Consider the following 21,430-nt stretch of genomic DNA (forward strand, 5'->3'; position numbering starts at 1 on the left):
AAGCGAGGCTGCGTCGGCCGCGCTACCGATCTAACGTCGAGTTGCGCGTGGCGCAGCCTCGCTAAGGCTCGACAGCTGCTACGGCTACCAGGCTCAACAGTTGGCCATCATTCACTGAGTATTGCGCCGATAGTTCCTTGCCGTGGCACCACTCGCTGGACAGGTCGGTGAGCAAGCGCAAGCGCACATGCCCGGCCTCTGACCACTCCACCACCTCGGCATGTTCAAAATAAAAGCGCTTCTGCACGATCGGATAGAGCGCCTTGAACAAACTCTCCTTGACCGAAAACGTCAGCGTCACCAGCAAGGCGATCTGTTCTCGCGGCACATCAGCCATACGCTGCAGCTCTTGCACCGTCAGAATTTCCCCGGCCAGGCGCTCCGCCCGTTCCAGGCTCAGCAGGTTCTCCAGGTCCATCCCCAACCCACGCCATTGCGCCTTGTGCCCGACAATCGCGGCGGCATGCCCGGTGCTGTGGGTAATGGAACCGCTGATGTGGGCGGGCCACACCGGTGCGCGGTCTTCGCCGATCGCCGGGATGCAGTTGATCTGATCGAGCTGTTGCAGGGCCGCGCGCGCGCACAGGCGGCCGGCGAGAAACTCGGCCTGACGCTTGGCCACCGAACGCTGGATACTCGCCGGTGGCGGCACGGCGCAATGCTGGAAGTCGCCAGGTGCCAGCAATGCAGGATCGAACCGGGTGCTGAGAAACACCGTGCCCGGCAAGGGGTCGGGCAGCGGCCAATGGGCGTCGAGTGGGGTGCAGCAAGCGGGTAGGGGCGTCATGGGCGGTATTTTGCCGAGTTGATGGGCAAGAGGATAGCCCGCCGTGATTCAGGCGAGGTTCAAAGCCTGTTCAGGGGGAGTTCAGGGGCGCTTGCGTAGTCTGGCCTCACAGCCAAACGCGTAATGAGGTAACACCATGACTGCGATCAAGAAGCTGATGTTGGCCTTAACCATGCTCAGTGCCACCGTCGGGGTTCAGGCCTCCGACGGTGCCTTTGCCGCATTCGGTCGTGAGAAAACCAAGAAGTCCAGCATCTTGATGCAGCGCGTCAGCATCGAAGATGCTGGCAGTCAGCCCACGCCCTGGGGGCAGTCCCTTGGCCAGGCCACCCCGCAGCCGAGCTATCGCGCCGGCTATGAACACCTGAGCGGCCGGTTCAACGGTATTAAACTGCGCCCGCAAGACCTGCAGGGCCGCTATGATATCCCTCTGTCGGACAGTTGATTTGCTTTGGAGAGCCTTATGAAATTGCTGGTGGTGGAAGATGAGGCGCTGTTGCGCCATCACCTGTTTACCCGCCTGACCGACAGCGGCCACGTGGTCGAGGCCGTGGCCAATGCCGAAGAGGCCCTGTACCAGACCGGTCAATTCAACCATGACCTGGCGATCATCGACCTGGGCCTGCCCGGCATGGGCGGCCTGGACCTGATCCGCCAACTGCGCAGCCAGGCCAAGACCTTTCCGATCCTGATCCTCACCGCGCGCGGCAACTGGCAGGACAAGGTCGAAGGCCTGGCCGCCGGGGCCGACGACTATGTGGTCAAGCCGTTCCAGTTCGAAGAGCTGGAGGCGCGGATGAACGCCTTGCTGCGCCGCTCCAGCGGGTTTACCCAGTCGACCATCGTCGCCGGGCCCTTGCTGCTGGACCTCAACCGCAAGCAGGCGTCCCTCGATGAACAGCCCCTGGCATTGACCGCCTATGAATATCGCATCCTCGAATACCTGATGCGCCATCACCAGCAGGTCGTCGCCAAGGACCGTCTGATGGAGCAGCTCTACCCCGACGACGATGAGCGCGATCCGAATGTGATTGAAGTGCTGGTCGGCCGCCTGCGCCGCAAGCTGGAAGGCCCGGCGGGGTTCAAGCCGATCGACACTGTGCGCGGCCTGGGCTACCTGTTCAATGAGCGCTGCCGTTGATTCGCTCGCTCCGTGTGCGCTTGATGCTGGCGGCCGCCACCCTGGCCGTGCTGTTTATGCTGGGCCTGTTGCCCGCCATGCAGGGCGCGTTCAGCCTGGCATTGCAGGATTCCATCGAGCAGCGCCTGGCGTCGGACGTCACCACCCTGATCTCCGCCGCGCGGGTGGAAAACAATCGCCTGCTGATGCCGGCGCAGTTGCCGGATGAACGCTTCAACCTCACCGATAGCCGGTTGCTCGGCTATATCTATGACCGCGAAGGCCACCTGGTGTGGCGTTCGCGGGCCACCCGGGACGAAAACATCAACTATAAGCCGCGCTATGACGGGCGCGGCAATGAGTTTGCGCGGATTCGCGAGGCCGACGGCCAGGAGTTCTTCGTCTACGACGTCGAGGTCAGGCTGCTCGGCGGCAAGAGTGCGGCGTTCAGTATCGTGGCCCTGCAACCGGTGCGCGAATACCAATTGACCCTCGAAGGCCTGCGCGAAAACCTCTACCTGGGCTTCGGCGCGGCACTGCTGGTGCTGCTGACCTTGCTGTGGCTGGGCCTGACCTGGGGTCTGCAGGCCCTGCGGCGATTGAGCCAGGAGCTTGACCAGATCGAAGGCGGTACCCGCGAAAGCCTCTCCGAGCAACACCCTCGCGAATTGCTGCGTCTCACCGGCTCCCTTAACCGCCTGCTGCACAGCGAGCGCGAACAACGGGCACGTTACCGCGACTCCCTCGATGACCTGGCCCACAGCCTGAAAACGCCACTCGCCGTGTTGCAAAGCGTGAGCGAAGACATGGCGCAACGTCCGGAAGATCGCGACCAGGCCTGGGTGCTGCAATCCCAGATCGAACGCATGAGCCAGCAGATCGGCTACCAGCTGCAGCGTGCCAGCCTGCGCAAAAGCGGCCTGGTGCGCCATCAGGTGCGCCTGGAACCGGTAGTGCAAAGCCTCTGCGATACCCTGGGCAAGGTCTACCGCGACAAGGGCGTCGCGGTGTCCTTTGAACTGCCGGACGAATGCGATGTACCGATCGAGAAGGGCGCCCTGCTTGAATTGCTCGGCAACCTGCTGGAAAACGCCTATCGGTTGTGCCTGAGTGAAGTGCGCGTCAGCCTGGTGGAAAATTCCGAAGGGCTCGAGTTGTGCATCGAGGACGACGGCCCCGGGGTGCCGCCGGACCAGCGTGCACGGATTCTGCAACGGGGCGAGCGCCTGGACCGTCAGCATCCGGGGCAGGGGATCGGGTTGGCGGTGGTCAAGGACATCATAGAAAGCTACGGCGCACGACTGACCCTGGGGGATTCGCCGCTGGGTGGAGCGGCGTTCAAGATTCACTTTCCGTCTGTGTGATCTTCAGTGGCTGGGCTGGCCCTGTCGGGGCATAAGTATCTACACATCTTGAGCCGAGCCCCCTGCTACGCGTTATCCTGCTGAAGTTGTGTAGATACTTATGCCTATCGGGGGCTTGCACCCCGATGAGGCCCTCACAAACAACACCCCTCTAATTCTCCTGCGCCCGATAGGCCCCCGGTGTCAGTCCCGTCCACTTCTTGAACGCCCGATGAAACGCCGACGGTTCGGAGAACCCCAGCTGCTCGGCGATCGCCTGCAAGGACAAATCCGCCCGCCCCAGGTGGTAGATGGCGATGTCCCGCCGCAATTCATCCTTAAGCGCCTGAAAGCTGGTGCCTTCTTCGCGCAAATGTCGGCGCAGGGTTTGCGGGCTGACGTGCAAGTGCTGGGCGATGGCCTCCAGGTCTGGCCAAGGCGTGCGGTCGCGGCTCAACAAGCGTCGCAGCTGGCTGCTCAAGCTGTCGCCTTCATCCGGGCGTGACAGCAGGTCGGCGGGGGAACGCTCAAGGAAATGCTTTAGGGTACGTTCGTCCTGCAACAATGGCAGGCTCAGGTAGCGGGCGGGAAACACCAGGCTGCTGTGCGGGGCACCGAACACCTGGGCGCAGGGGAACAGCAGGTCATATTCAGCGGCGTGGGCCGGCATCGGGTAGCTGAACGTGGCCTGGTGCAAACGAATGCGCTGGCCGATCAGCCAACTGCCCAGGCGGTGCCAGATCACCAGCAGGCATTCGCTGAGGAAGTGATCCGGGTCCCACAGGTGAGAATCATCCAGGCTCAGGCGGGCCATTTCGCCTTCTCGTGTCAGCTGCCAGCGCGGGCCTTGTGGGAATAGGCTATAAAATAATAAGCCGCGTTCCAGAGCCTTCTCCAGGGTGCGGCAGTGGATCAGCGCATGGCACATCATGGCGAAGGTGCCGCGTTTGCTCGGGCCGTCGGCGAACCCCAGGTATTCATCGTCCAAAGCCAGCCAGAGCATTTGCAGCAGCCGGGTGAATTGCTCCGGCGCAATGCGGGCGCGAGGTTCGGTCAACAGTTCCGGGGGGATGCTCAGCTGTTGCAACAGGCCCGAATAGTCGTAACCGGCTCGACGCGCACCGCCCAGGGCTGCCCGGGCGTAATGGCTGGCGATGGTACGTTCACGCATGCGGGGCCCTCGTCCATGGAAGGGCGGATGGTAGTCATCACCTGGCAGGGCGACAAGGCGGATATCCGCCAAATTGTAGGACGGGATTGGGCAGCGCGGCGGAAATCCGCCAGCCGATTCGGCTCTTCGGAGGGGGCTTTGAAATCCGCAGCCCTGATGTCTTAAGGCCCCCAGGGGTTTTCAGCAAAGTGGCACGGCGTTTGCGATAAGGATTACAGCGCAGGCCTGGTCCTACAGGCTTCGCAAACAACAAATCCCTCCAGTGCAGGAGGGTTCGCAATTCAAGTGTCGTGGGCAATGGCGGATATTTGCCACACGGGACGATTGAGGAATTTTGCAATGACGACTCGTCAGCCAATCTACAAATCCCTGTATTTCCAGGTGATCGTTGCAATCGTTATCGGTATTTTGCTCGGTCACTTCTACCCGCAGACCGGTGTGGCGCTCAAGCCACTGGGTGACGGCTTCATCAAGCTGATCAAAATGGTCATTGCCCCGATCATCTTCTGCACCGTTGTCAGCGGCATCGCCGGCATGCAAAGCATGAAATCGGTCGGCAAAACCGGTGGCTACGCGCTGCTGTACTTCGAAATCGTTTCCACCATCGCACTGCTGATCGGCCTGATCGTGGTGAACGTCGTGCAACCGGGCGCCGGCATGCACATCGACGTGGCAACCCTGGACGCCTCCAAAGTGGCGGCCTACGTCACTGCCGGTAAAGACCAGAGCATCGTTGGCTTTATCCTCAATGTGATCCCGAACACCATCGTCGGCGCCTTCGCCAACGGCGACATCCTGCAAGTGCTGATGTTCTCGGTGATCTTCGGTTTCGCCCTGCATCGCCTGGGTGCCTACGGCAAGCCGGTGCTGGACTTCATCGATCGCTTCGCCCACGTGATGTTCAACATCATCAACATGATCATGAAGCTCGCGCCAATCGGTGCCCTGGGCGCCATGGCGTTCACCATCGGTGCCTACGGTGTAGGTTCCCTGGTGCAGTTGGGCCAGTTGATGATCTGCTTCTACATCACTTGCCTGCTGTTCGTGCTGGTGGTGCTGGGCGGTATCTGCCGCGCCCACGGTTTCAGCGTGATCAAACTGATCCGCTACATCCGTGAAGAACTGTTGATCGTACTGGGTACTTCTTCCTCCGAGTCCGCACTGCCACGCATGCTGATCAAGATGGAGCGTCTGGGCGCGAAGAAATCCGTAGTCGGCCTGGTGATCCCGACCGGCTACTCGTTCAACCTCGACGGTACCTCGATCTACCTGACCATGGCGGCCGTGTTCATCGCCCAGGCGACTGACACCCACATGGACATCACCCACCAGATCACCCTGCTGCTGGTGCTGCTGCTGTCCTCCAAAGGTGCTGCTGGCGTGACCGGTAGCGGCTTTATCGTACTGGCAGCCACCCTGTCGGCTGTCGGCCACCTGCCGGTTGCCGGCCTGGCGCTGATCCTGGGTATCGACCGCTTCATGTCCGAAGCCCGTGCACTGACCAACCTGGTGGGTAACGCCGTTGCCACCCTCGTTGTGGCCAAGTGGGTCAAGGAACTGGACACCGACCAACTGCAAAGCGAGTTGGCTTCCGGTGGTCGGAGTATCTCCGACACCCGTGAAGAAGATGACCTGGGCGTGGCCGAAGGCCCTGCACCGGTGATCAAGTAAGCCGCTGATGGCGTGAACCCACGCTGACAGCTATCCGCAAACGCCCCGACTGGTTCGGGGCGTTTGCGTTTGTGCGGGATTACTTTTTTGCAATATTTTCACTTAGAGTCAGCGACTGATGAAATTCGCGCTACGCAGCATGTTCCAAACGCAGACTGGCAGGAGGATATATGGACAGTGTTGATTTAAATGTCCTGCGCAGCGTGCTCGAATGGCGCCGCGCCGGGCAGCAGGTGGTGTTGTATAGCGTTGTGCAGACGTGGGGCAGCGCGCCGCGTCCACCGGGCGCCATGTTGGCGTTGCGGGGGGATGGCGTGGTGATCGGCTCGGTGTCCGGCGGTTGCATCGAGGACGACTTGATCGCCCGCTTGCAGGATGGCCGTCTGACGCACGACGGGCCGCCGGTGCAGTTGGTGACCTACGGCGTGACGCGCGACGAGGCGGCGCGTTTCGGCCTGCCATGCGGCGGCACCCTGCGCTTGACCGAGGAGCGGGTGCAAGACTGGGCCTGGGTCGCGCAGTTGCTGGAGCGTTGCGAGGCGCATGAAATTGTCGCGCGGGAACTGGACCTGGTCTCCGGTGAAGTCACGTTGAGCAGTGCGAACAAGACCGATGTGGTCACCTTCGATGGCGAACGCCTGCGGGCTATCTACGGCCCGCGCTGGCGCCTGCTGTTGATCGGTGCCGGGCAACTGTCGCGCTACGTGGCGGAAATGGCGCGCCTGCTGGATTTCGAAGTATTGATATGCGATCCGCGTAGCGAGTTTGTCTACGGCTGGGAAGAGCAGCACGGCCGCTTCGTGCCGGGTATGCCTGATGAGGCGGTGCTGAATATCCAGACCGACGAGCGCACGGCCATCGTCTGTCTGACCCATGATCCGCGCCTTGATGATATGGCGTTGCTGACGGCGCTGAACTCCAGTGCCTTCTACATCGGTGCGCTGGGTTCGCGAATCAATAGCCAGACGCGTCGCGAGAATCTGGCGGCGCTGGGTTTGTCGACGGATGCGATTGCGCGTTTACATGGGCCGATTGGCCTGCATATCGGTAGCCATACGCCGGCGGAGATCGCCTTGTCGTTGATGGCGGAAATTGTCGCGATCAAGAACGGCGTGGCGCCGATGCAGAAAAAGCCCCTGCCGGTGGTTGCTGAGTAATGGTGACGGCGATTGTCTTGGCGGCGGGGCAGGGCAGCCGGTTCCGAGCCGAAGCGGGGGCTGACCAGGATAAGTTGCTGGCCGATTGCCTGGGCCGTGATGGGGTGATGCGTCCGGTGATCGAGCAGGTATTGGTGAATTTGCCGGATCGCCTGGTGGCGCGCTGGCTGGTGACCTCGCCGGATCGCACGGAGGTCATTCGGTTGGCCGAAGTGTATGGCTGCCAGGTCTTACTGTTGCAGTCAGCCGGCATGGGCGAGAGCATCGCCGCAGCCGTCGCGGCCAGCGCCTCGGCGGATGGCTGGCTGGTGGTGTTGGGGGATATGCCGTTTATCCAATCATCGAGCATTGAACGGGTGATTGACGCGCTGGAGGAGGATGGCATCAGCGTGCCGGTGCAGGCGGGTGACTATGGGCATCCAGTGGCCTTTGGTCGCGCTTTTGGTCCGGACCTGATGGCGCTGACCGGGGATCGTGGAGGCAAGCCATTGTTCGCACGTGCCCGGGTGCGGGAAGTGCAGGTGGAAGATGCGGGTGTTCTGTGGGATGTGGATCTGCCGAAACGGTTAATTTTTAACCCAGACTAAATTTGATCTTCGTTGTTTTCGATCTATAAAAAAGCCCCGCCTGATCACTCAGGCGGGGCTTTTTAGTGGCGGATGGAATCAGGCGAGGGGTTTAGGCTCGTGTTCTTCTTCCTGGGCCTTGTGCTCTACCACTGCTTCAGCAGCAGTGTGCTCAACCACGGTTTCAGCAACCGGGGCTGGCGCCTCGACAGCTTCGACTACGGCTGGAGCGGCAGCAGCAGCGGCGGCAGCTGCCTCAGCTTCCTTGCGGCGACGACGCACTTCACGTGGGTCGTTCGGCGCACGGCCGTTTTCGGTCAGGGCGCTGGCCGGTGCCGCTTCTACCACGGGTGCTTCGACTTCGGCTACCACCGGTGCTTCAACAACCACCGGTGCAGACTCGACGGCTGGCGCAGGCTCGGCAACCACTGCTTCGGCAACCGGCGCAGGCGCTTCTTCTACCACCGGTGCAGGCGCTGGTGCTTCAACCGGGGCGGCAGGTTCGGCAGTCCACTGGAAGGCGGTCTGTTCTTCGCGAACTTCACGCACTGCCGGGGCAGCTTCTTCGACAGCTGGGGCTTCAGCGGCGGCTTCAACTACCGGCTGAGGCTCAACAACCGGAGCGGCTTCAACTGCAACTACTTCGGTTTCTGGCTGGGCGTCGCGGATCGGTGCCACTTCCACTTCCGGAACCACTGGGGCTTCGACAGGGGTAGTTGCTTCAACGACCGGTGCTTCAACCACTGGGGTCTCGGTAACTGGCGCTTCTACAGCAGCGGTTTCTTCAACAGTGGCAGTCGCGCGTTCAGCCTGTTCATGCGCCTGGGCTTCAGCCGGTGCGCTGATCACCGAGCTGGCAACCGCTGCGGTAACGGCCAGGCCGGCAGCCAGTTCGGCACCGGTCGGTTCGTGGGTGGCGGCTTCTGCGTTCTCGCCGGCCTCTTCCGAGCCTTCGATCACATTGCCATTGGCATCACGCTGACGCTCACGGCGGTTGCTGCGACGACGCTGGCCACGGGAGCGGCGGCGTGGACGATCGCCTTCGGCGTTGTCCTGGCCGTCTTCCTGCAATTGCTCTTCGCCGGCCAGTACTTCTTCTTCGCTGGCGGCAGCGGCTTGCTCGGCACGTGGTTGACGCTCTTCACGCGGTGGGCGCGGCTGGCGCTCTTCACGCGGTGCACGCTCTTCACGCGGCTGGCGAGCTGGGCGCTCTTCAGCGGCAGTGGCTGCAACACCTGCAACGGCAGGGGCGGCATCCAATGGCTCGCGCAGTTCACGCACGCGTTCTTCACGCTCGCCACGCGGCTTGCGATCTTCACGCGGCGCACGTGGGGTACGTGGTGCGCGCTCTTCACGCGGTGCACGTTCTTCACGGGCTACGGCCGGGGTTTCTTCACGCGCTTCGCGAGGTGTACGCTCTTCACGTGGTGCGCGTTCTTCGCGAGGCGCACGTTCTTCACGCGGCTTGCGCTCTTCGTCACGGCGACCGTTGCGGTTACGGCTCTGCTGGCGACCGTTGCGACGCTCTTCGTTGCGTGCTGGGCGTTCGGTCGCAGGTTTTTCAACCACGACCGGTGCCGCAGGCTCTTCCTTGGTGGCGAACAGGCTGACCAGCGACTTCACCAGGCCCTTGAACAGGCTCGGCTCAGGCAGGGCGGCCGGTGCGGCAACCGGGGCAGCGGCTTCAACCGGCACCGGTGCGTTGGCACGGGCTGGCGCGGTTTTCACGGCGGCTTCCTGGCGCACCAGGGTGCGGGTCGCGGCGGCTGGCTGGACTTCTTCCACTTCGGCGGCGGCGGCAGCGATTTCGTAGCTGGACTGGCCGCTGTGGGCTTCCGGGCTGTCGTCACGCAGGCGCTGTACTTCGAAGTGCGGCGTCTCGAGGTGATCGTTCGGCAGGATCACGATACGAGCACGGGTGCGCAGTTCGATCTTGGTGATCGAGTTGCGTTTTTCGTTGAGCAGGAAAGCGGCAACCGGGATCGGCACTTGTGCGCGGACTTCGGCGGTGCGGTCTTTCAGGGCTTCTTCTTCGATCAGGCGCAGGATCGCCAGGGACAGCGATTCAACGTCACGGATGATGCCGGTGCCGTTGCAACGCGGGCAGACGATGCCGCTGCTCTCGCCCAGGGATGGACGCAGGCGCTGGCGGGACATTTCCAGCAGGCCGAAGCGCGAGATGCGGCCGACCTGTACGCGGGCGCGGTCGGCTTCCAGGCATTCGCGGACTTTCTCTTCCACGGCGCGCTGGTTCTTGGCGGGGGTCATGTCGATGAAGTCGATCACGATCAGGCCGCCGATGTCACGCAGGCGCAGCTGGCGGGCGATTTCTTCAGCCGCTTCCAGGTTGGTCTGCAGGGCGGTTTCTTCGATGTCGCTACCCTTCGTGGCGCGCGCCGAGTTGATGTCGATGGACACCAGGGCTTCGGTCGGGTCGATCACGATGGAGCCGCCGGAAGGCAGTTCGACCACACGCTGGAAAGCGGTCTCGATCTGGCTTTCGATCTGGAAACGGTTGAACAGCGGCACGCTGTCTTCGTACAGCTTGATCTTGCTGGCGTACTGCGGCATCACCTGGCGGATGAAGGTCAGGGCTTCGTCCTGGGCTTCGACGCTGTCGATCAGCACTTCGCCGATGTCCTGGCGCAGGTAATCGCGGATGGCGCGGATGATCACGTTGCTTTCCTGGTAGATCAGGAACGGCGCGGAACGATCCAGGGAGGCTTCTTTGATGGCGGTCCACAGTTGCAGCAGGTAGTCGAGGTCCCACTGCATTTCTTCGCTGCTGCGGCCCAGGCCGGCAGTGCGCACGATCAGGCCCATATCGGCCGGTGCGATCAGGCCGTTCAACGCTTCACGCAGTTCGTTGCGCTCTTCGCCTTCGATGCGACGGGAGATGCCGCCGGCACGTGGGTTGTTCGGCATCAGCACGAGGTAACGGCCGGCCAGGCTGATGAAGGTGGTCAGGGCGGCGCCCTTGTTGCCACGTTCTTCTTTTTCGACCTGAACGATGACTTCCTGGCCTTCGCTCAGGACGTCCTTGATGTTTACGCGGCCTTCGGGGGATTTCTTGAAGTATTCGCGGGAGATTTCTTTGAGGGGCAGGAAGCCGTGGCGCTCGGAGCCGAAATCGACAAAGGCAGCCTCAAGGCTTGGTTCGATGCGAGTAATACGGCCTTTATAGATGTTGGCCTTCTTTTGCTCGCGTGCACCGGATTCGATGTCCAGGTCGTAGAGGCGTTGGCCATCTACCAGTGCAACACGCAACTCTTCGGGTTGAGTTGCGTTAATCAGCATTCTTTTCATGTTGTACCGTCGGTTTCCGGGCTGCCGGAAACGGCGTTCGGCACACACGACTTCTCACGGTCGGTGTCAGGTGCGTCAAGAGTGGTTGGCCACTCCAGTGTCCAGCAAAATCGGCCAATTGGGCCGGTATCGCGACGGACGCGTCCTGCTTGTTAGCGGTGGTGACAAAGGCACCACTTCAACAAAAGCTAAGGTCAGGAGGAGGAATCAACCGGCGACTGTGGACGAGATGAAGCGTCTAAATATAAGCCTAGTGCTACACGGTCCGACGGTTGTGCATCTCCACCCTACACGTATCCCTGATAATTCGGGTGCTGCCGCGCGCAGAATCCGCAGCGGGTTGGCATTTACCGTGTTCTCCAATGGGGAGTCCACGCTCATGGCTAAACAAGACTGAATGTGGGCGACTGCGCTCACACTCAGCTCTTAACAGGCGTTGTTTCCGAAGCATTCGCCGTGGTCCGGCTCAAGACTGACTGCACTTTGTGAACTGGCCGTAAATATCGGCGCAGAACGCGAGTATTCACTCTGCTTTCTGCACTCGCTTCAGGCCTCATGTCACCTGCGCTTGTTACAATCTCGAGCCTTCCAGGGTGGCGAAAGCCCCGTAGGACGGCCTCGCGTCCTGATGAATTGCGATGGTCAGGGCCGGCAGTTTGCCGCTAGTCCTCTGCCCAGGCCGCTTTTGGCGGCGTTCGCGACTATAGCAGTAATGATTAAGTGCTTCAATTCCATAAAAAATTGTTATCATCGCCGCCATGACGACTACCGCCCCCCAGACCCCCAGCGTCCAGCTGCTCGAGGTCTCGCCGGAATATGCCGGCCAACGCATCGATAATTTTCTCCTGGCCAGGCTCAAGGGTGTGCCCAAGACCTTGATCTACCGCATCTTGCGCAAAGGCGAAGTGCGCGTGAACAAGGGCCGCATCAAGCCTGAGTACAAGTTGCAGGCGGGCGATATTGTCCGTGTGCCGCCCGTGCGCGTACCTGAGCGCGATGAGCCCGTGCCATTGGCCCAGGGCCTGTTGCAGCGCCTTGAGGCATCGATTGTCTTCGAAGATAACAAGCTGATTGTGATCAACAAGCCCTGCGGTATTGCGGTTCACGGTGGCAGCGGCCTGAATTTCGGCGTGATCGAAGCCTTCCGTCAGCTGCGCCCGGATTGCAAGGAGCTGGAACTGGTTCACCGCCTGGACCGCGACACCTCCGGCCTGTTGATGATCGCCAAGAAACGCAGCATGTTGCGCCACCTGCACACCGCCCTGCGCGGCGATGGCGTGGACAAGCGCTACATGGCGCTGGTGCGCGGCAACTGGGCCAGCTCGATCAAGAGCGTCCGCGCGCCGTTGCAGAAGAGCAACCTGCGCTCCGGCGAGCGCATGGTCGAAGTGGACGAGGAGGGCAAGGAAGCCCTGACCCTGTTCAAGGTGCTGCGTCGCTTTGGTGATTTCGCCACCATGGTCGAGGCCAAGCCGGTGACGGGGCGTACCCACCAGATTCGTGTGCACACCCTGCACGCCGGTCACTGCATCGCCGGTGATACCAAGTACGGCGACGAGGGTTTTTCCAAGGAAATCCGCGACCTGGGCGGCAAGCGCCTGTTCCTGCACGCCTACATGCTCACCGTGCCGCTGCCTGACGGCGGCGAGCTGAAGCTGCAGGCGCCGGTCGATGAGATGTGGGCCAAGACCGTGGAGCGTTTGAGTGTCGCACCTTGACTACAAGCTGCTGATTTTCGATTGGGACGGCACCCTGTGTAACTCCATCGGTCGGATTGTCGAGTCGATGCACAGGGCTTCGACCCGCTCGGGCTTCGAGTTGTGCACTGACCTGGCGGTTAAAGGCATTATCGGCCTGGGCTTGCCTGAGGCGATCCGCACCTTGTACCCCGAGATCAGCGACGCTGAACTGGTGACGTTCCGCGAGCATTACGCGGATCACTACATTGCGCTGGAAGCCACACCTTCGCCGTTGTTCGAGGGTGTGGCGCAGTCGCTGGAGGCTTTTCGCGCCGAGGGCTATCACCTGGCCGTCGCCACCGGCAAGGCCCGTCGCGGCCTGGATCGGGTGCTCAGTGCCCACGGTTTTGAAGATTATTTCGACATCACCCGTGCCGCAGATGAAACCGCCAGCAAGCCTCACCCTCTGATGCTGGAGCAGATCCTTGCCCATTGCGGTGTGTCGCCGCGTGAGGCGCTGATGGTAGGTGATGCTTCCTTCGACCTGATGATGGCGCGCAACGCCGGCATGGACAGCGTGGCAGTCAGCTATGGCGCCCAGTCCGCCGAGGCGTTGCAGCAATACGAGCCGAGGGTCACGATTGATCATTTTTCTGAATTGCAGGCCTGGCTCGGTCGGGCCCAATAAGTCTTTGCTGGGGTTGATGGCATGAGTGACGAGTGGAAAGCGCCTGAAAAGGCTGAAAGCGGTGACGACAAGAGCTGGAAACTGCTGGAGAAGACGCTGCTGGCCAGTGTCCAGGAGCAACGCCGTGCGCGGCGCTGGGGGATTTTCTTCAAGTTGCTGACCTTCACTTACCTGTTGCTCATGCTGGCGCTGTTCAGCCCGCTGATGGACATGGAAAAGAGCGCGACCCGTGGCGCCAACTACACCGCGTTGATCGAAGTGCGGGGGGTGATTGCCGACAAGGAACCTGCCAGCGCCGACAATATCGTCAGCAGTCTGCGTGCCGCGTTTGAAGACCCCAAGGTCAAGGGCGTGATCCTGCGCATCAACAGCCCAGGCGGCAGCCCGGTGCAATCGGGTTATGTGTATGACGAGATTCGCCGCCTGCGCGGCCTGCACCCGGATATCAAGCTGTACGCGGTGATTTCCGATTTGGGGGCTTCGGGTGCCTATTACATTGCCAGTGCCGCCGACCAGATCTACGCCGACAAGGCCAGTCTTGTCGGCTCCATTGGTGTGACGGCGGCTGGCTACGGCTTTGTCGGTGCCATGGAGAAGCTGGGGGTTGAGCGTCGTACCTACAACTCGGGCGAGCACAAGTCGTTCCTTGATCCGTTCCAGCCGCAAAAGGCCGATGAAACCCAGTTCTGGCAGGGAGTGCTCGATACCACCCATCGCCAGTTCATCTCCAGCGTGAAGCAGGGCCGTGGGGATCGCCTGAAGGACAAAGATCATCCGGAGTTGTTCTCCGGGTTGGTGTGGTCGGGCGAGCAGGCGTTGCCGCTGGGGCTGATCGATGGTTTGGGCAGTGCCAGTTCGGTAGCACGGGATGTGGTCGGCGAGAAAGAACTGGTGGACTTCACCGTTGAAGAGTCGCCGTTTGATCGTTTCTCCAAGAAGCTCGGCGCCAGCGTGGCTGAGAAGCTGGCGCTGTACATGGGCTTCCAGGGCCCGGCGCTGCGCTGAGATTTTAGTCAGTATGGATAAATGTCGGAGGGGGCAAGCCGCCTCCCACATTTGGTTGTGTTCTTAAGGGATTTGCACGCCTTCGCTGAGCAGCATATCCACCAGTCTAATCAGTGGTAAGCCGACCAGGCTGGTCGCGTCCGGCCCTTCGGTGCTCTGGAACAGGCTCACGCCCAGCCCTTCCGCCTTGAAGCTGCCCGCACAGTCATACGGCTGCTCGATCCGCAGGTAGCGCTCGATGCGCGCTGCATCCAGCTCGCGCATGTGCACGGTAAAGGGCACGCAGTCGACCTGGCAGTGCCCCGTCTCGCTGTTCAACAGGGCCAGGCCGGTGAGGAAGCTGACACGCTTGCCACTGGCGGCCAATAACTGCTCGCGCGCATTTTCGAAGGTGTGAGGCTTGCCGATGATGCGGCCTTTCAGCGCGGCGACCTGGTCTGAGCCGATGATCAGGTGTCCCGGGTGGCTGGCGGCGAGGGCGCGGGCCTTTGCTTCGGCCAGGCGCTTGACCAGTTCGATGGCGGACTCATGTGCAGCATGGCTTTCGTCGATATCCGGCGAGCTGCAGATGAATGGCAGGTGCAGGCGGCTGAGCAATTCCCGGCGATAAACCGAGCTGGAAGCGAGTAATAAAGGCAGCATATACGTCTCCTCAAGGCAGCCGCCGATTCTAGCGGGGCGACCGGCCGACGCACAGGGCTGAATTTCCTTTGACATGGCTGGGTGCATCCCTATAATGCTGCGCCTATGTTGAATGACCCGATTCCACCTCACGTTGACCCGCGCAAATTGGCTGATCGTGGCACTTCCCTTCAAGGTGAGTTGCTGCTGGCCGATTTGGAGAGACTCTGCGACCCGCTTTCCGACACTGTCGGTACGGTGCAGGCCAAATTCGTTTTTGAACGAGATGAACGTAAATCTGTGGTAATTCACAGTTTTATCGACACCGAGGTCAAAATGGTTTGCCAGCGTTGTCTTGAGCTGGTCACCCTGCCGATTCACAGCGAGTGCAGTTATGCTGTGGTAAAGGAGGGTGCGAATACCCAGTCGTTGCCGAAAGGTTATGACGTGCTGGAACTGGGCGAAGATCCTTTGGATCTGCATGCACTGATCGAGGAGGAGCTTCTGCTCGCCTTGCCCATTGTGCCTGCTCATCATCCGGAAGAATGCCAGCAGCCGGCGGGTCTCGATGACGAGTCCGAACCGAGCGAGGACGAGGTAACGCGGTCCAACCCGTTCAGTGTATTGGCGCAGTTAAAGCGTGACCCAAACGTTTAGGAGTTAATCAATTATGGCTGTTCAGCAGAACAAAAAATCCCGCTCTGCCCGTGACATGCGTCGTTCCCACGATGCCCTGACGGCAAGCACTCTGTCTGTAGAAAAAACCACCGGTGAAATTCACCTGCGTCACCACGTATCGCCAGAAGGCGTATACCGTGGCCGTAAAGTGATCGACAAGGGCGCTGACGAGTAATCACTTGTCTGCTCAAGTCATCGCGATTGACGCAATGGGCGGGGACTTCGGTCCCCGCAGCATTGTTCAGGCCTGCATTGCCAGCCTGTCTGCCACGCCCTCGCTGCATCTGACCCTCGTCGGTCAACCCTCCCTCCTTGAAGAATTGATTGCCAGCCATCCGGCGGTGGATCGCACGCGCCTGACGATTACGCCAGCCAGCGAAACCATCACCATGGATGAGAAACCGGCGACAGCCCTGCGTGGCAAGCCTGACTCGTCGATGCGGGTGGCCTTGGAGCTGCTGCGTGATGGCAAGGTGCAAGCCTGTGTCAGTGCCGGCAACACCGGCGCCCTGATGGCGTTGTCGCGGCATGTGCTCAAGACGCTGCCTGGCATTGATCGGCCGGCAATGGTGGCGGCGATTCCGACGCAGAAGGGCTATTGCCAGTTGCTGGACCTGGGGGCGAACGTCGATTGCAGTGCCGAGCACCTGTTCCAGTTTGCCGTGATGGGCTCGGTGGCCGCCGAAGCGCTGGGCGTGGCCCGGCCGCGGGTGGCCTTGCTGAATATCGGCACCGAAGACATCAAGGGCAACCAGCAGGTCAAGCTTGCCGCCACCTTGCTGCAAGGTGCGCGAGGCCTGAACTACATCGGATTTGTCGAGGGTGATGGGTTGTACCGAGGCGAGGCGGATGTGGTGGTGTGCGACGGGTTTGTCGGCAATATCCTGCTCAAGTCCAGTGAAGGCCTGGCGACCATGATCGCCTCGCGTATCGAGGCCTTGTTCAGGCGTAACCTGGTATCGCGCCTGGTGGGCGCCCTGGCGCTGCCGTTGATGCGTCGCCTGCAGGCCGATCTGGCCCCGGCGCGGCATAATGGTGCGAGCTTCCTGGGGTTGCAGGGCATCGTGGTGAAAAGCCACGGTTCGGCCGGGGTCGAAGGCTTCCAGAGTGCGATTGCGCGGGCGGTGATCGAGATCCAGGAAAACCTGCCGCAACGCTTGCACGGCCGTCTCGAGGACCTGTTGCCTTAGGCGAATCGGCCGGGGAATGCTTAAATGTGACCGGCCAGTTCAATTGACCATCCAATCTGTCAGTTTCGTGCGCTCCCACCGAGGAGCGACCATTTCCGACGACCAGATCATTAGGGGCTTGTTACATGTCTACATCCCTCGCATTCGTCTTTCCAGGGCAGGGTTCGCAGTCCCTCGGCATGTTGGCCGAGCTGGGCGCGCAATACCCGCTGATCCTGGACACGTTCAAGGAAGCTTCCGAGGCCCTGGGTTACGACCTGTGGGCGCTGACCCAACAGGGGCCGGAAGAGCAGCTCAATCAAACCGATAAAACCCAGCCAGCCATCCTGACCGCTTCGATAGCCCTGTGGCGCTTGTGGTTGGCCGAAGGCGGTGCGCGTCCGGCTTTCGTGGCCGGTCATAGCCTGGGCGAATACAGCGCCCTGGTGGCGGCGGGCAGCCTGACCCTTGCTGAAGCGGTCAAGCTGGTCGAGCGTCGTGGACAGCTGATGCAGGAAGCCGTTCCGGCCGGGCAGGGCGGCATGGCCGCTATCCTGGGGCTGGACGATGCCGTCGTGATCGAAGCCTGCGCCGAAGCGGCCCAGGGCGAAGTGGTCAGCGCGGTAAACTTCAACTCCCCAGGCCAGGTGGTGATCGCCGGTGCCAGGGCGGCCGTCGAGCGTGCCATCGAAGGCTGCAAGGCGCGGGGTGCCAAGCGTGCATTGCCGTTGCCGGTGAGCGTGCCGTCACACTGCGAGCTGATGCGCCCGGCTGCCGAGCGTTTTGCCGAGTCCATCGCTGCCATCAACTGGCAGGCGCCACAGATCCCGCTGGTGCAGAACGTCAGCGCAGCCGTGGCCGCCGACCTCGACACCCTCAAGCGCGACCTGCTGGAGCAACTCTACAAGCCTGTGCGCTGGGTCGAGTCGGTCCAGACCCTGGCCGCCAATGGCGCCACCGAGCTGGTCGAGTGCGGCCCGGGCAAAGTCCTGGCTGGCCTGAACAAACGCTGCGCCGACGGCGTGTCGACTGCCAACCTCAATACCCCGGATGCCTTCGCTGCCGCTCGTGCGGCGCTGGCCTGACCCCCGAACTTAGGAGAAGCCTGCATGAGTCTGCAAGGTAAAGTTGCACTGGTTACCGGCGCGAGCCGTGGCATTGGCCAGGCCATCGCCCTGGAACTGGGCCGTCAGGGCGCCGTCGTGATCGGCACCGCCACTTCTGCTTCGGGCGCCGAGCGTATCGCCGCGACCCTGAAGGAAAACGGCGTTCAAGGCACCGGCCTTGAGCTGAACGTGACCAGCGATGAGTCCGTGGCTGCCGTACTGGCCGAGATCACCGCACAGTTCGGTGCGCCGGCAATTCTGGTGAACAACGCCGGTATCACCCGCGATAACCTGATGATGCGCATGAAAGACGACGAATGGTACGACGTGGTCGATACCAACCTGAACAGTCTGTTTCGCCTGTCCAAGGGGGTTTTGCGCGGCATGACCAAGGCCCGTTGGGGTCGAATTATCAATATTGGCTCCGTAGTGGGTGCCATGGGCAACGCAGGCCAAGTAAACTATGCAGCCGCCAAGGCCGGCCTGGAAGGTTTCAGCCGTGCATTGGCGCGTGAAGTCGGTTCGCGGTCGATTACGGTCAACTCGGTGGCCCCAGGGTTCATCGACACCGATATGACCCGCGAACTGCCGGAAGCACAGCGTGAAGGCTTGCTGACGCAGATTCCGCTGGGCCGTCTGGGCCAGGCTCAAGAGATCGCGAATGTGGTCGCTTTCCTGGCATCCGACGGTGCGGCATACGTGACTGGGGCTACAATCCCGGTGAACGGCGGGATGTACATGAGCTAAATTGTGACGGATCGCTTCAAAAAAATGTCATACGAGCTGTCTAAAATCCGTTATAAAGCTGCAACTTAATTTATAGGCAGGTGGCAAACCGGGTACAGGGTGAAGCTTTCAGTTGAAAAGCTGAAAAGGCTTTCTATACACTTACCCACTGGCCAGCTGCCTGAATTTGTCCATTAGGAGTTAAACAAGGTATGAGCACCATCGAAGAGCGCGTCAAGAAAATCGTTGCCGAGCAACTGGGCGTCAAAGAAGAAGAAGTGGTCAACACTGCTTCCTTCGTAGAAGACCTGGGTGCCGATTCCCTTGACACCGTTGAGCTGGTGATGGCTCTGGAAGAGGAATTCGAGACCGAAATCCCGGACGAAGAAGCTGAAAAAATCACTACTGTTCAAGCTGCTATCGACTACGTTACGAACCACCAGGCGTAATAGTTTGTAGTCGTCGCCTGCTGTTAGGGAAAAACCGCACTGCTGTAACGGCGTGCGGTTTTTTCTTTAGCGCTGATGAAAAGTAAGCTCTGAAGCAAAGTGTCGTCATTAGAAAAAGGAGAGTGCTGTGTCGCGTAGACGCGTCGTAGTCACCGGTATGGGTATGTTGTCGCCACTGGGTACGGATGTGCCGAGCAGTTGGCAGGGCATTCTGGCTGGCCGCAGTGGTATTGGTCTGATCGAACACACGGACCTTTCTGCCTATTCCACCCGTTTTGGCGGCTCGGTAAAGGGGTTCAATGTCGAGGAATATCTCTCGATCAAAGAGTCCCGCAAGCTCGACCTGTTCATTCAATACGGCCTGGCAGCCGGTTTCCAGGCAGTGCGTAACGCTGGCCTGGAAGTGACCGACGCCAACCGTGAGCGCATCGGCGTGGCCATGGGTTCGGGTATTGGCGGTTTGACCAATATCGAAGAAACCAGCCGCACGCTGCATGATTCCGGCCCTCGTCGAATTTCACCGTTCTTCGTGCCTGGCTCGATCATCAATATGATTTCCGGTTTCCTGTCCATCCACTTGGGTGCGCAGGGGCCTAACTACGCGATTGCTACCGCGTGCACCACGGGTACCCACTGCATCGGCATGGCGGCGCGTAACATCGCCTATGACGAAGCCGACGTGATGATCGCCGGTGGTGCTGAAATGGCCGCCTGTGGCCTGGGAATGGGCGGCTTTGGCGCCTCCCGTGCACTGTCGACCCGCAATGACGAGCCGACCCGTGCCAGCCGTCCGTGGGACAAGGGCCGTGACGGCTTTGTACTGGCCGACGGCGCCGGTGCCCTGGTGCTCGAAGAGTTGGAACACGCCAAGGCGCGTGGTGCCACCATCTATGCCGAGTTGATCGGGTTTGGCATGAGTGGCGACGCCTATCACATGACCTCGCCACCGTCCGACGGTGCCGGCGCTGCGCGTTGCATCACCAACGCCTTGCGCGATGCCAAGGTCAACCCGGACCAGGTGCAGTACATCAATGCCCATGGCACCTCGACCCCGACGGGCGACCTGGCGGAAGCCGAAGCCATCAAGTCGGTGTTCGGCGCGCACGCCTACAAGCTGGCGGTCAGTTCTACCAAGTCCATGACCGGCCACCTCTTGGGTGCGGCGGGCGCGGTAGAAGCGATCTTCAGCGTGATGGCCATCAAGGACCAGGTCGCTCCGCCGACCATCAACCTCGATGAGCCGGACGAAGGCTGCGACCTGAACTTCGTGCCGCATGAGCCGCAACAGATGCCGATCGACGTTGCGATTTCCAACTCGTTCGGCTTCGGTGGCACCAACGGTTCCCTGGTGTTCCGCCGGTTCGCCGAGTGATGCACAGCTGGGTCGACGGTCAGCCAGCGGACAGCGTGCCCCTGAAAGATCGCGGCCTGGCGTACGGTGATGGCCTGTTCGAGACCATCGCCGTCAAGGCCGGGCAGCCCGTGCTGCTTGATCGTCACCTGCAACGCCTGGATGAGGGCTGCAGGCGCCTCGCTCTCGTTGTGGATCAGGTGCTGGTCCGCAGCGAAGTGCAGGCCTATGCCGCCGCTCTCGGCGACGGTGTCCTCAAGCTGATCCTCACCCGCGGCGACAGCCTGCGCGGTTATGGCATCAACCCCGAGGCGCCAGTGCGTCGTATCTTGCAGGGCAATCCGCCTGCTACCTATCCCCAGGCCCATGGAGCCGACGGTGTTCGTCTGTTTGCGTGCGCCACCCGCCTGGCCGAGCAGCCGCTGCTGGCCGGTCTCAAGCACCTCAATCGCCTCGAGCAGGTGATCGCCCGTGCGGAATGGCAGGATGCCGAATATGCCGAAGGGTTGATGCTGGATGTGTCCGGGCGTGTCATCGAAGGCGTATTCAGCAACCTGTTCCTGGTAAGTAATGGCTTGTTACTAACCGCCGATCTGAATCGTTGCGGCGTTGCAGGCGTCATGCGCGCCGAGATTCTGGCTCAGGCGAGCGCCCTGGGCATCCCGGTAGCCGTGGCTGACATCAGCCTTGAGCAATTGCGGGAGGCTGACGAAGTCTTTATGTGCAACAGCGTATATGGCATTTGGCCGGTGCGTGGGTGCGCTGCGATGAGCTGGTCGGTTGGGCCGCTCACCCGTAAACTGCAGGGCATTGTTCGCGCGCTATTGGATATTTGAG

At 61.1% G+C, this 21,430-nt stretch carries 21 protein-coding genes; 17 read left to right on the forward strand and 4 right to left on the reverse strand.

The annotated features are described in order from the left end of the window. Positions 1-61: 61 nt before the first annotated feature. Complete coding sequence (locus PspCFBP13509_RS27950; RefSeq protein WP_065926177.1) at positions 62-787, reverse strand: 4'-phosphopantetheinyl transferase family protein; 726 nt, start codon at positions 785-787, stop codon at positions 62-64. Between the two features lie 136 nt (positions 788-923). On the opposite strand from PspCFBP13509_RS27950, the gene PspCFBP13509_RS27955 reads away from it, so the two are divergent. From PspCFBP13509_RS27955 to PspCFBP13509_RS27965, 3 genes are read left to right on the forward strand one after another with little or no spacing between them, the layout of a single operon-like run. Next, a complete protein-coding gene (locus PspCFBP13509_RS27955; protein WP_065926176.1) occupies positions 924-1,232 on the forward strand; it encodes a hypothetical protein in 309 nt (102 codons plus the stop codon). A gap of 18 nt (positions 1,233-1,250) precedes the next feature. Beyond that, positions 1,251-1,928 (forward strand): response regulator, encoded by a 678-nt coding sequence (locus PspCFBP13509_RS27960; protein ID WP_017138377.1) that lies wholly within the window; start codon positions 1,251-1,253, stop codon positions 1,926-1,928. Then, a complete protein-coding gene (locus tag PspCFBP13509_RS27965; RefSeq protein WP_065926175.1) occupies positions 1,925-3,271 on the forward strand; it encodes an ATP-binding protein in 1,347 nt (448 codons plus the stop codon). Before PspCFBP13509_RS27960 ends, PspCFBP13509_RS27965 begins: the two co-directional genes overlap by 4 nt. A gap of 151 nt (positions 3,272-3,422) precedes the next feature. Here PspCFBP13509_RS27965 and PspCFBP13509_RS27970 read toward each other — a convergent pair whose 3' ends face one another. Then, positions 3,423-4,421 carry an AraC family transcriptional regulator gene (locus tag PspCFBP13509_RS27970; protein WP_137212979.1) on the reverse strand — a complete coding sequence of 333 codons (999 nt, stop codon included), beginning with the start codon at positions 4,419-4,421 and terminating at the stop codon, positions 3,423-3,425. Positions 4,422-4,760: 339 nt separating this feature from the next. Between PspCFBP13509_RS27970 and PspCFBP13509_RS27975 the strand changes: the two genes are divergently transcribed. The 3 genes from PspCFBP13509_RS27975 to PspCFBP13509_RS27985 all read left to right on the forward strand — a co-directional run bounded on the left by PspCFBP13509_RS27975 (position 4,761) and on the right by PspCFBP13509_RS27985 (position 7,836). Then, complete coding sequence (locus PspCFBP13509_RS27975) at positions 4,761-6,092, forward strand: dicarboxylate/amino acid:cation symporter (protein WP_074847492.1); 1,332 nt, start codon at positions 4,761-4,763, stop codon at positions 6,090-6,092. A 170-nt stretch (positions 6,093-6,262) separates the two neighbouring features. Next, on the forward strand, positions 6,263-7,249 hold the full coding sequence (locus tag PspCFBP13509_RS27980; protein WP_065926172.1) for an XdhC family protein: 987 nt from the start codon (positions 6,263-6,265) through the stop codon (positions 7,247-7,249). Next, on the forward strand, positions 7,249-7,836 hold the full coding sequence (locus PspCFBP13509_RS27985) for a nucleotidyltransferase family protein (RefSeq protein WP_065926171.1): 588 nt from the start codon (positions 7,249-7,251) through the stop codon (positions 7,834-7,836). The genes PspCFBP13509_RS27980 and PspCFBP13509_RS27985 overlap by 1 nt, the downstream gene beginning before the upstream one ends. A gap of 78 nt (positions 7,837-7,914) precedes the next feature. Here the strand turns inward: PspCFBP13509_RS27985 and rne are convergent, their stop codons facing one another. After that, positions 7,915-11,112 carry a ribonuclease E gene (gene rne, locus PspCFBP13509_RS27990; RefSeq protein ID WP_137212980.1) on the reverse strand — a complete coding sequence of 1,066 codons (3,198 nt, stop codon included), beginning with the start codon at positions 11,110-11,112 and terminating at the stop codon, positions 7,915-7,917. Positions 11,113-11,879: 767 nt separating this feature from the next. Between rne and rluC the strand changes: the two genes are divergently transcribed. The 3 genes from rluC to PspCFBP13509_RS28005 are packed head-to-tail and all read left to right on the forward strand — an operon-like array spanning position 11,880 to position 14,493. Next, on the forward strand, positions 11,880-12,839 hold the full coding sequence (rluC, locus tag PspCFBP13509_RS27995) for a 23S rRNA pseudouridine(955/2504/2580) synthase RluC (RefSeq protein WP_053140114.1): 960 nt from the start codon (positions 11,880-11,882) through the stop codon (positions 12,837-12,839). Beyond that, positions 12,826-13,488, forward strand: a complete 663-nt coding sequence (locus tag PspCFBP13509_RS28000) for an HAD-IA family hydrolase (protein WP_065926169.1) — start codon at positions 12,826-12,828, stop codon at positions 13,486-13,488. Before rluC ends, PspCFBP13509_RS28000 begins: the two co-directional genes overlap by 14 nt. 21 nt (positions 13,489-13,509) lie before the next feature. Next, the gene (locus PspCFBP13509_RS28005) at positions 13,510-14,493 is read left to right on the forward strand and encodes a S49 family peptidase (RefSeq protein ID WP_065926168.1); all 984 of its coding nucleotides are present in this window, start codon (positions 13,510-13,512) and stop codon (positions 14,491-14,493) included. A 63-nt stretch (positions 14,494-14,556) separates the two neighbouring features. Here PspCFBP13509_RS28005 and PspCFBP13509_RS28010 read toward each other — a convergent pair whose 3' ends face one another. After that, positions 14,557-15,135: a Maf family protein gene (locus tag PspCFBP13509_RS28010; RefSeq protein WP_065926167.1), complete on the reverse strand. Its 579-nt coding sequence runs from the start codon at positions 15,133-15,135 to the stop codon at positions 14,557-14,559. Positions 15,136-15,240: 105 nt separating this feature from the next. On the opposite strand from PspCFBP13509_RS28010, the gene PspCFBP13509_RS28015 reads away from it, so the two are divergent. The 8 genes from PspCFBP13509_RS28015 (at position 15,241) to pabC (ending at position 21,429) form a co-directional block, all read left to right on the forward strand. Beyond that, the gene (locus tag PspCFBP13509_RS28015; protein WP_027607804.1) at positions 15,241-15,771 is read left to right on the forward strand and encodes a YceD family protein; all 531 of its coding nucleotides are present in this window, start codon (positions 15,241-15,243) and stop codon (positions 15,769-15,771) included. A gap of 13 nt (positions 15,772-15,784) precedes the next feature. Beyond that, the gene (gene rpmF, locus PspCFBP13509_RS28020) at positions 15,785-15,967 is read left to right on the forward strand and encodes a 50S ribosomal protein L32 (RefSeq protein ID WP_008152339.1); all 183 of its coding nucleotides are present in this window, start codon (positions 15,785-15,787) and stop codon (positions 15,965-15,967) included. A 4-nt stretch (positions 15,968-15,971) separates the two neighbouring features. Continuing rightward, a complete protein-coding gene (gene plsX / locus PspCFBP13509_RS28025) occupies positions 15,972-16,982 on the forward strand; it encodes a phosphate acyltransferase PlsX (RefSeq protein WP_137212981.1) in 1,011 nt (336 codons plus the stop codon). A gap of 125 nt (positions 16,983-17,107) precedes the next feature. Next, positions 17,108-18,046: an ACP S-malonyltransferase gene (fabD, locus tag PspCFBP13509_RS28030; protein WP_065926165.1), complete on the forward strand. Its 939-nt coding sequence runs from the start codon at positions 17,108-17,110 to the stop codon at positions 18,044-18,046. Between the two features lie 24 nt (positions 18,047-18,070). Beyond that, positions 18,071-18,814 carry a 3-oxoacyl-ACP reductase FabG gene (gene fabG / locus PspCFBP13509_RS28035; protein ID WP_065926164.1) on the forward strand — a complete coding sequence of 248 codons (744 nt, stop codon included), beginning with the start codon at positions 18,071-18,073 and terminating at the stop codon, positions 18,812-18,814. Positions 18,815-19,005: 191 nt separating this feature from the next. Next, the gene (gene acpP / locus PspCFBP13509_RS28040) at positions 19,006-19,242 is read left to right on the forward strand and encodes an acyl carrier protein (RefSeq protein WP_003442511.1); all 237 of its coding nucleotides are present in this window, start codon (positions 19,006-19,008) and stop codon (positions 19,240-19,242) included. Between the two features lie 127 nt (positions 19,243-19,369). Beyond that, entirely contained in the window at positions 19,370-20,614 is a 1,245-nt protein-coding gene (gene fabF / locus PspCFBP13509_RS28045; RefSeq protein ID WP_065926163.1) for a beta-ketoacyl-ACP synthase II, read from the forward strand. Beyond that, positions 20,614-21,429 carry an aminodeoxychorismate lyase gene (gene pabC / locus PspCFBP13509_RS28050; protein ID WP_137212982.1) on the forward strand — a complete coding sequence of 272 codons (816 nt, stop codon included), beginning with the start codon at positions 20,614-20,616 and terminating at the stop codon, positions 21,427-21,429. The genes fabF and pabC overlap by 1 nt, the downstream gene beginning before the upstream one ends. Position 21,430: the final 1 nt, after the last annotated feature.

This window comes from Pseudomonas sp. CFBP13509 (assembly GCF_005233485.1).
GTDB lineage: Bacteria > Pseudomonadota > Gammaproteobacteria > Pseudomonadales > Pseudomonadaceae > Aquipseudomonas > Aquipseudomonas marginalis.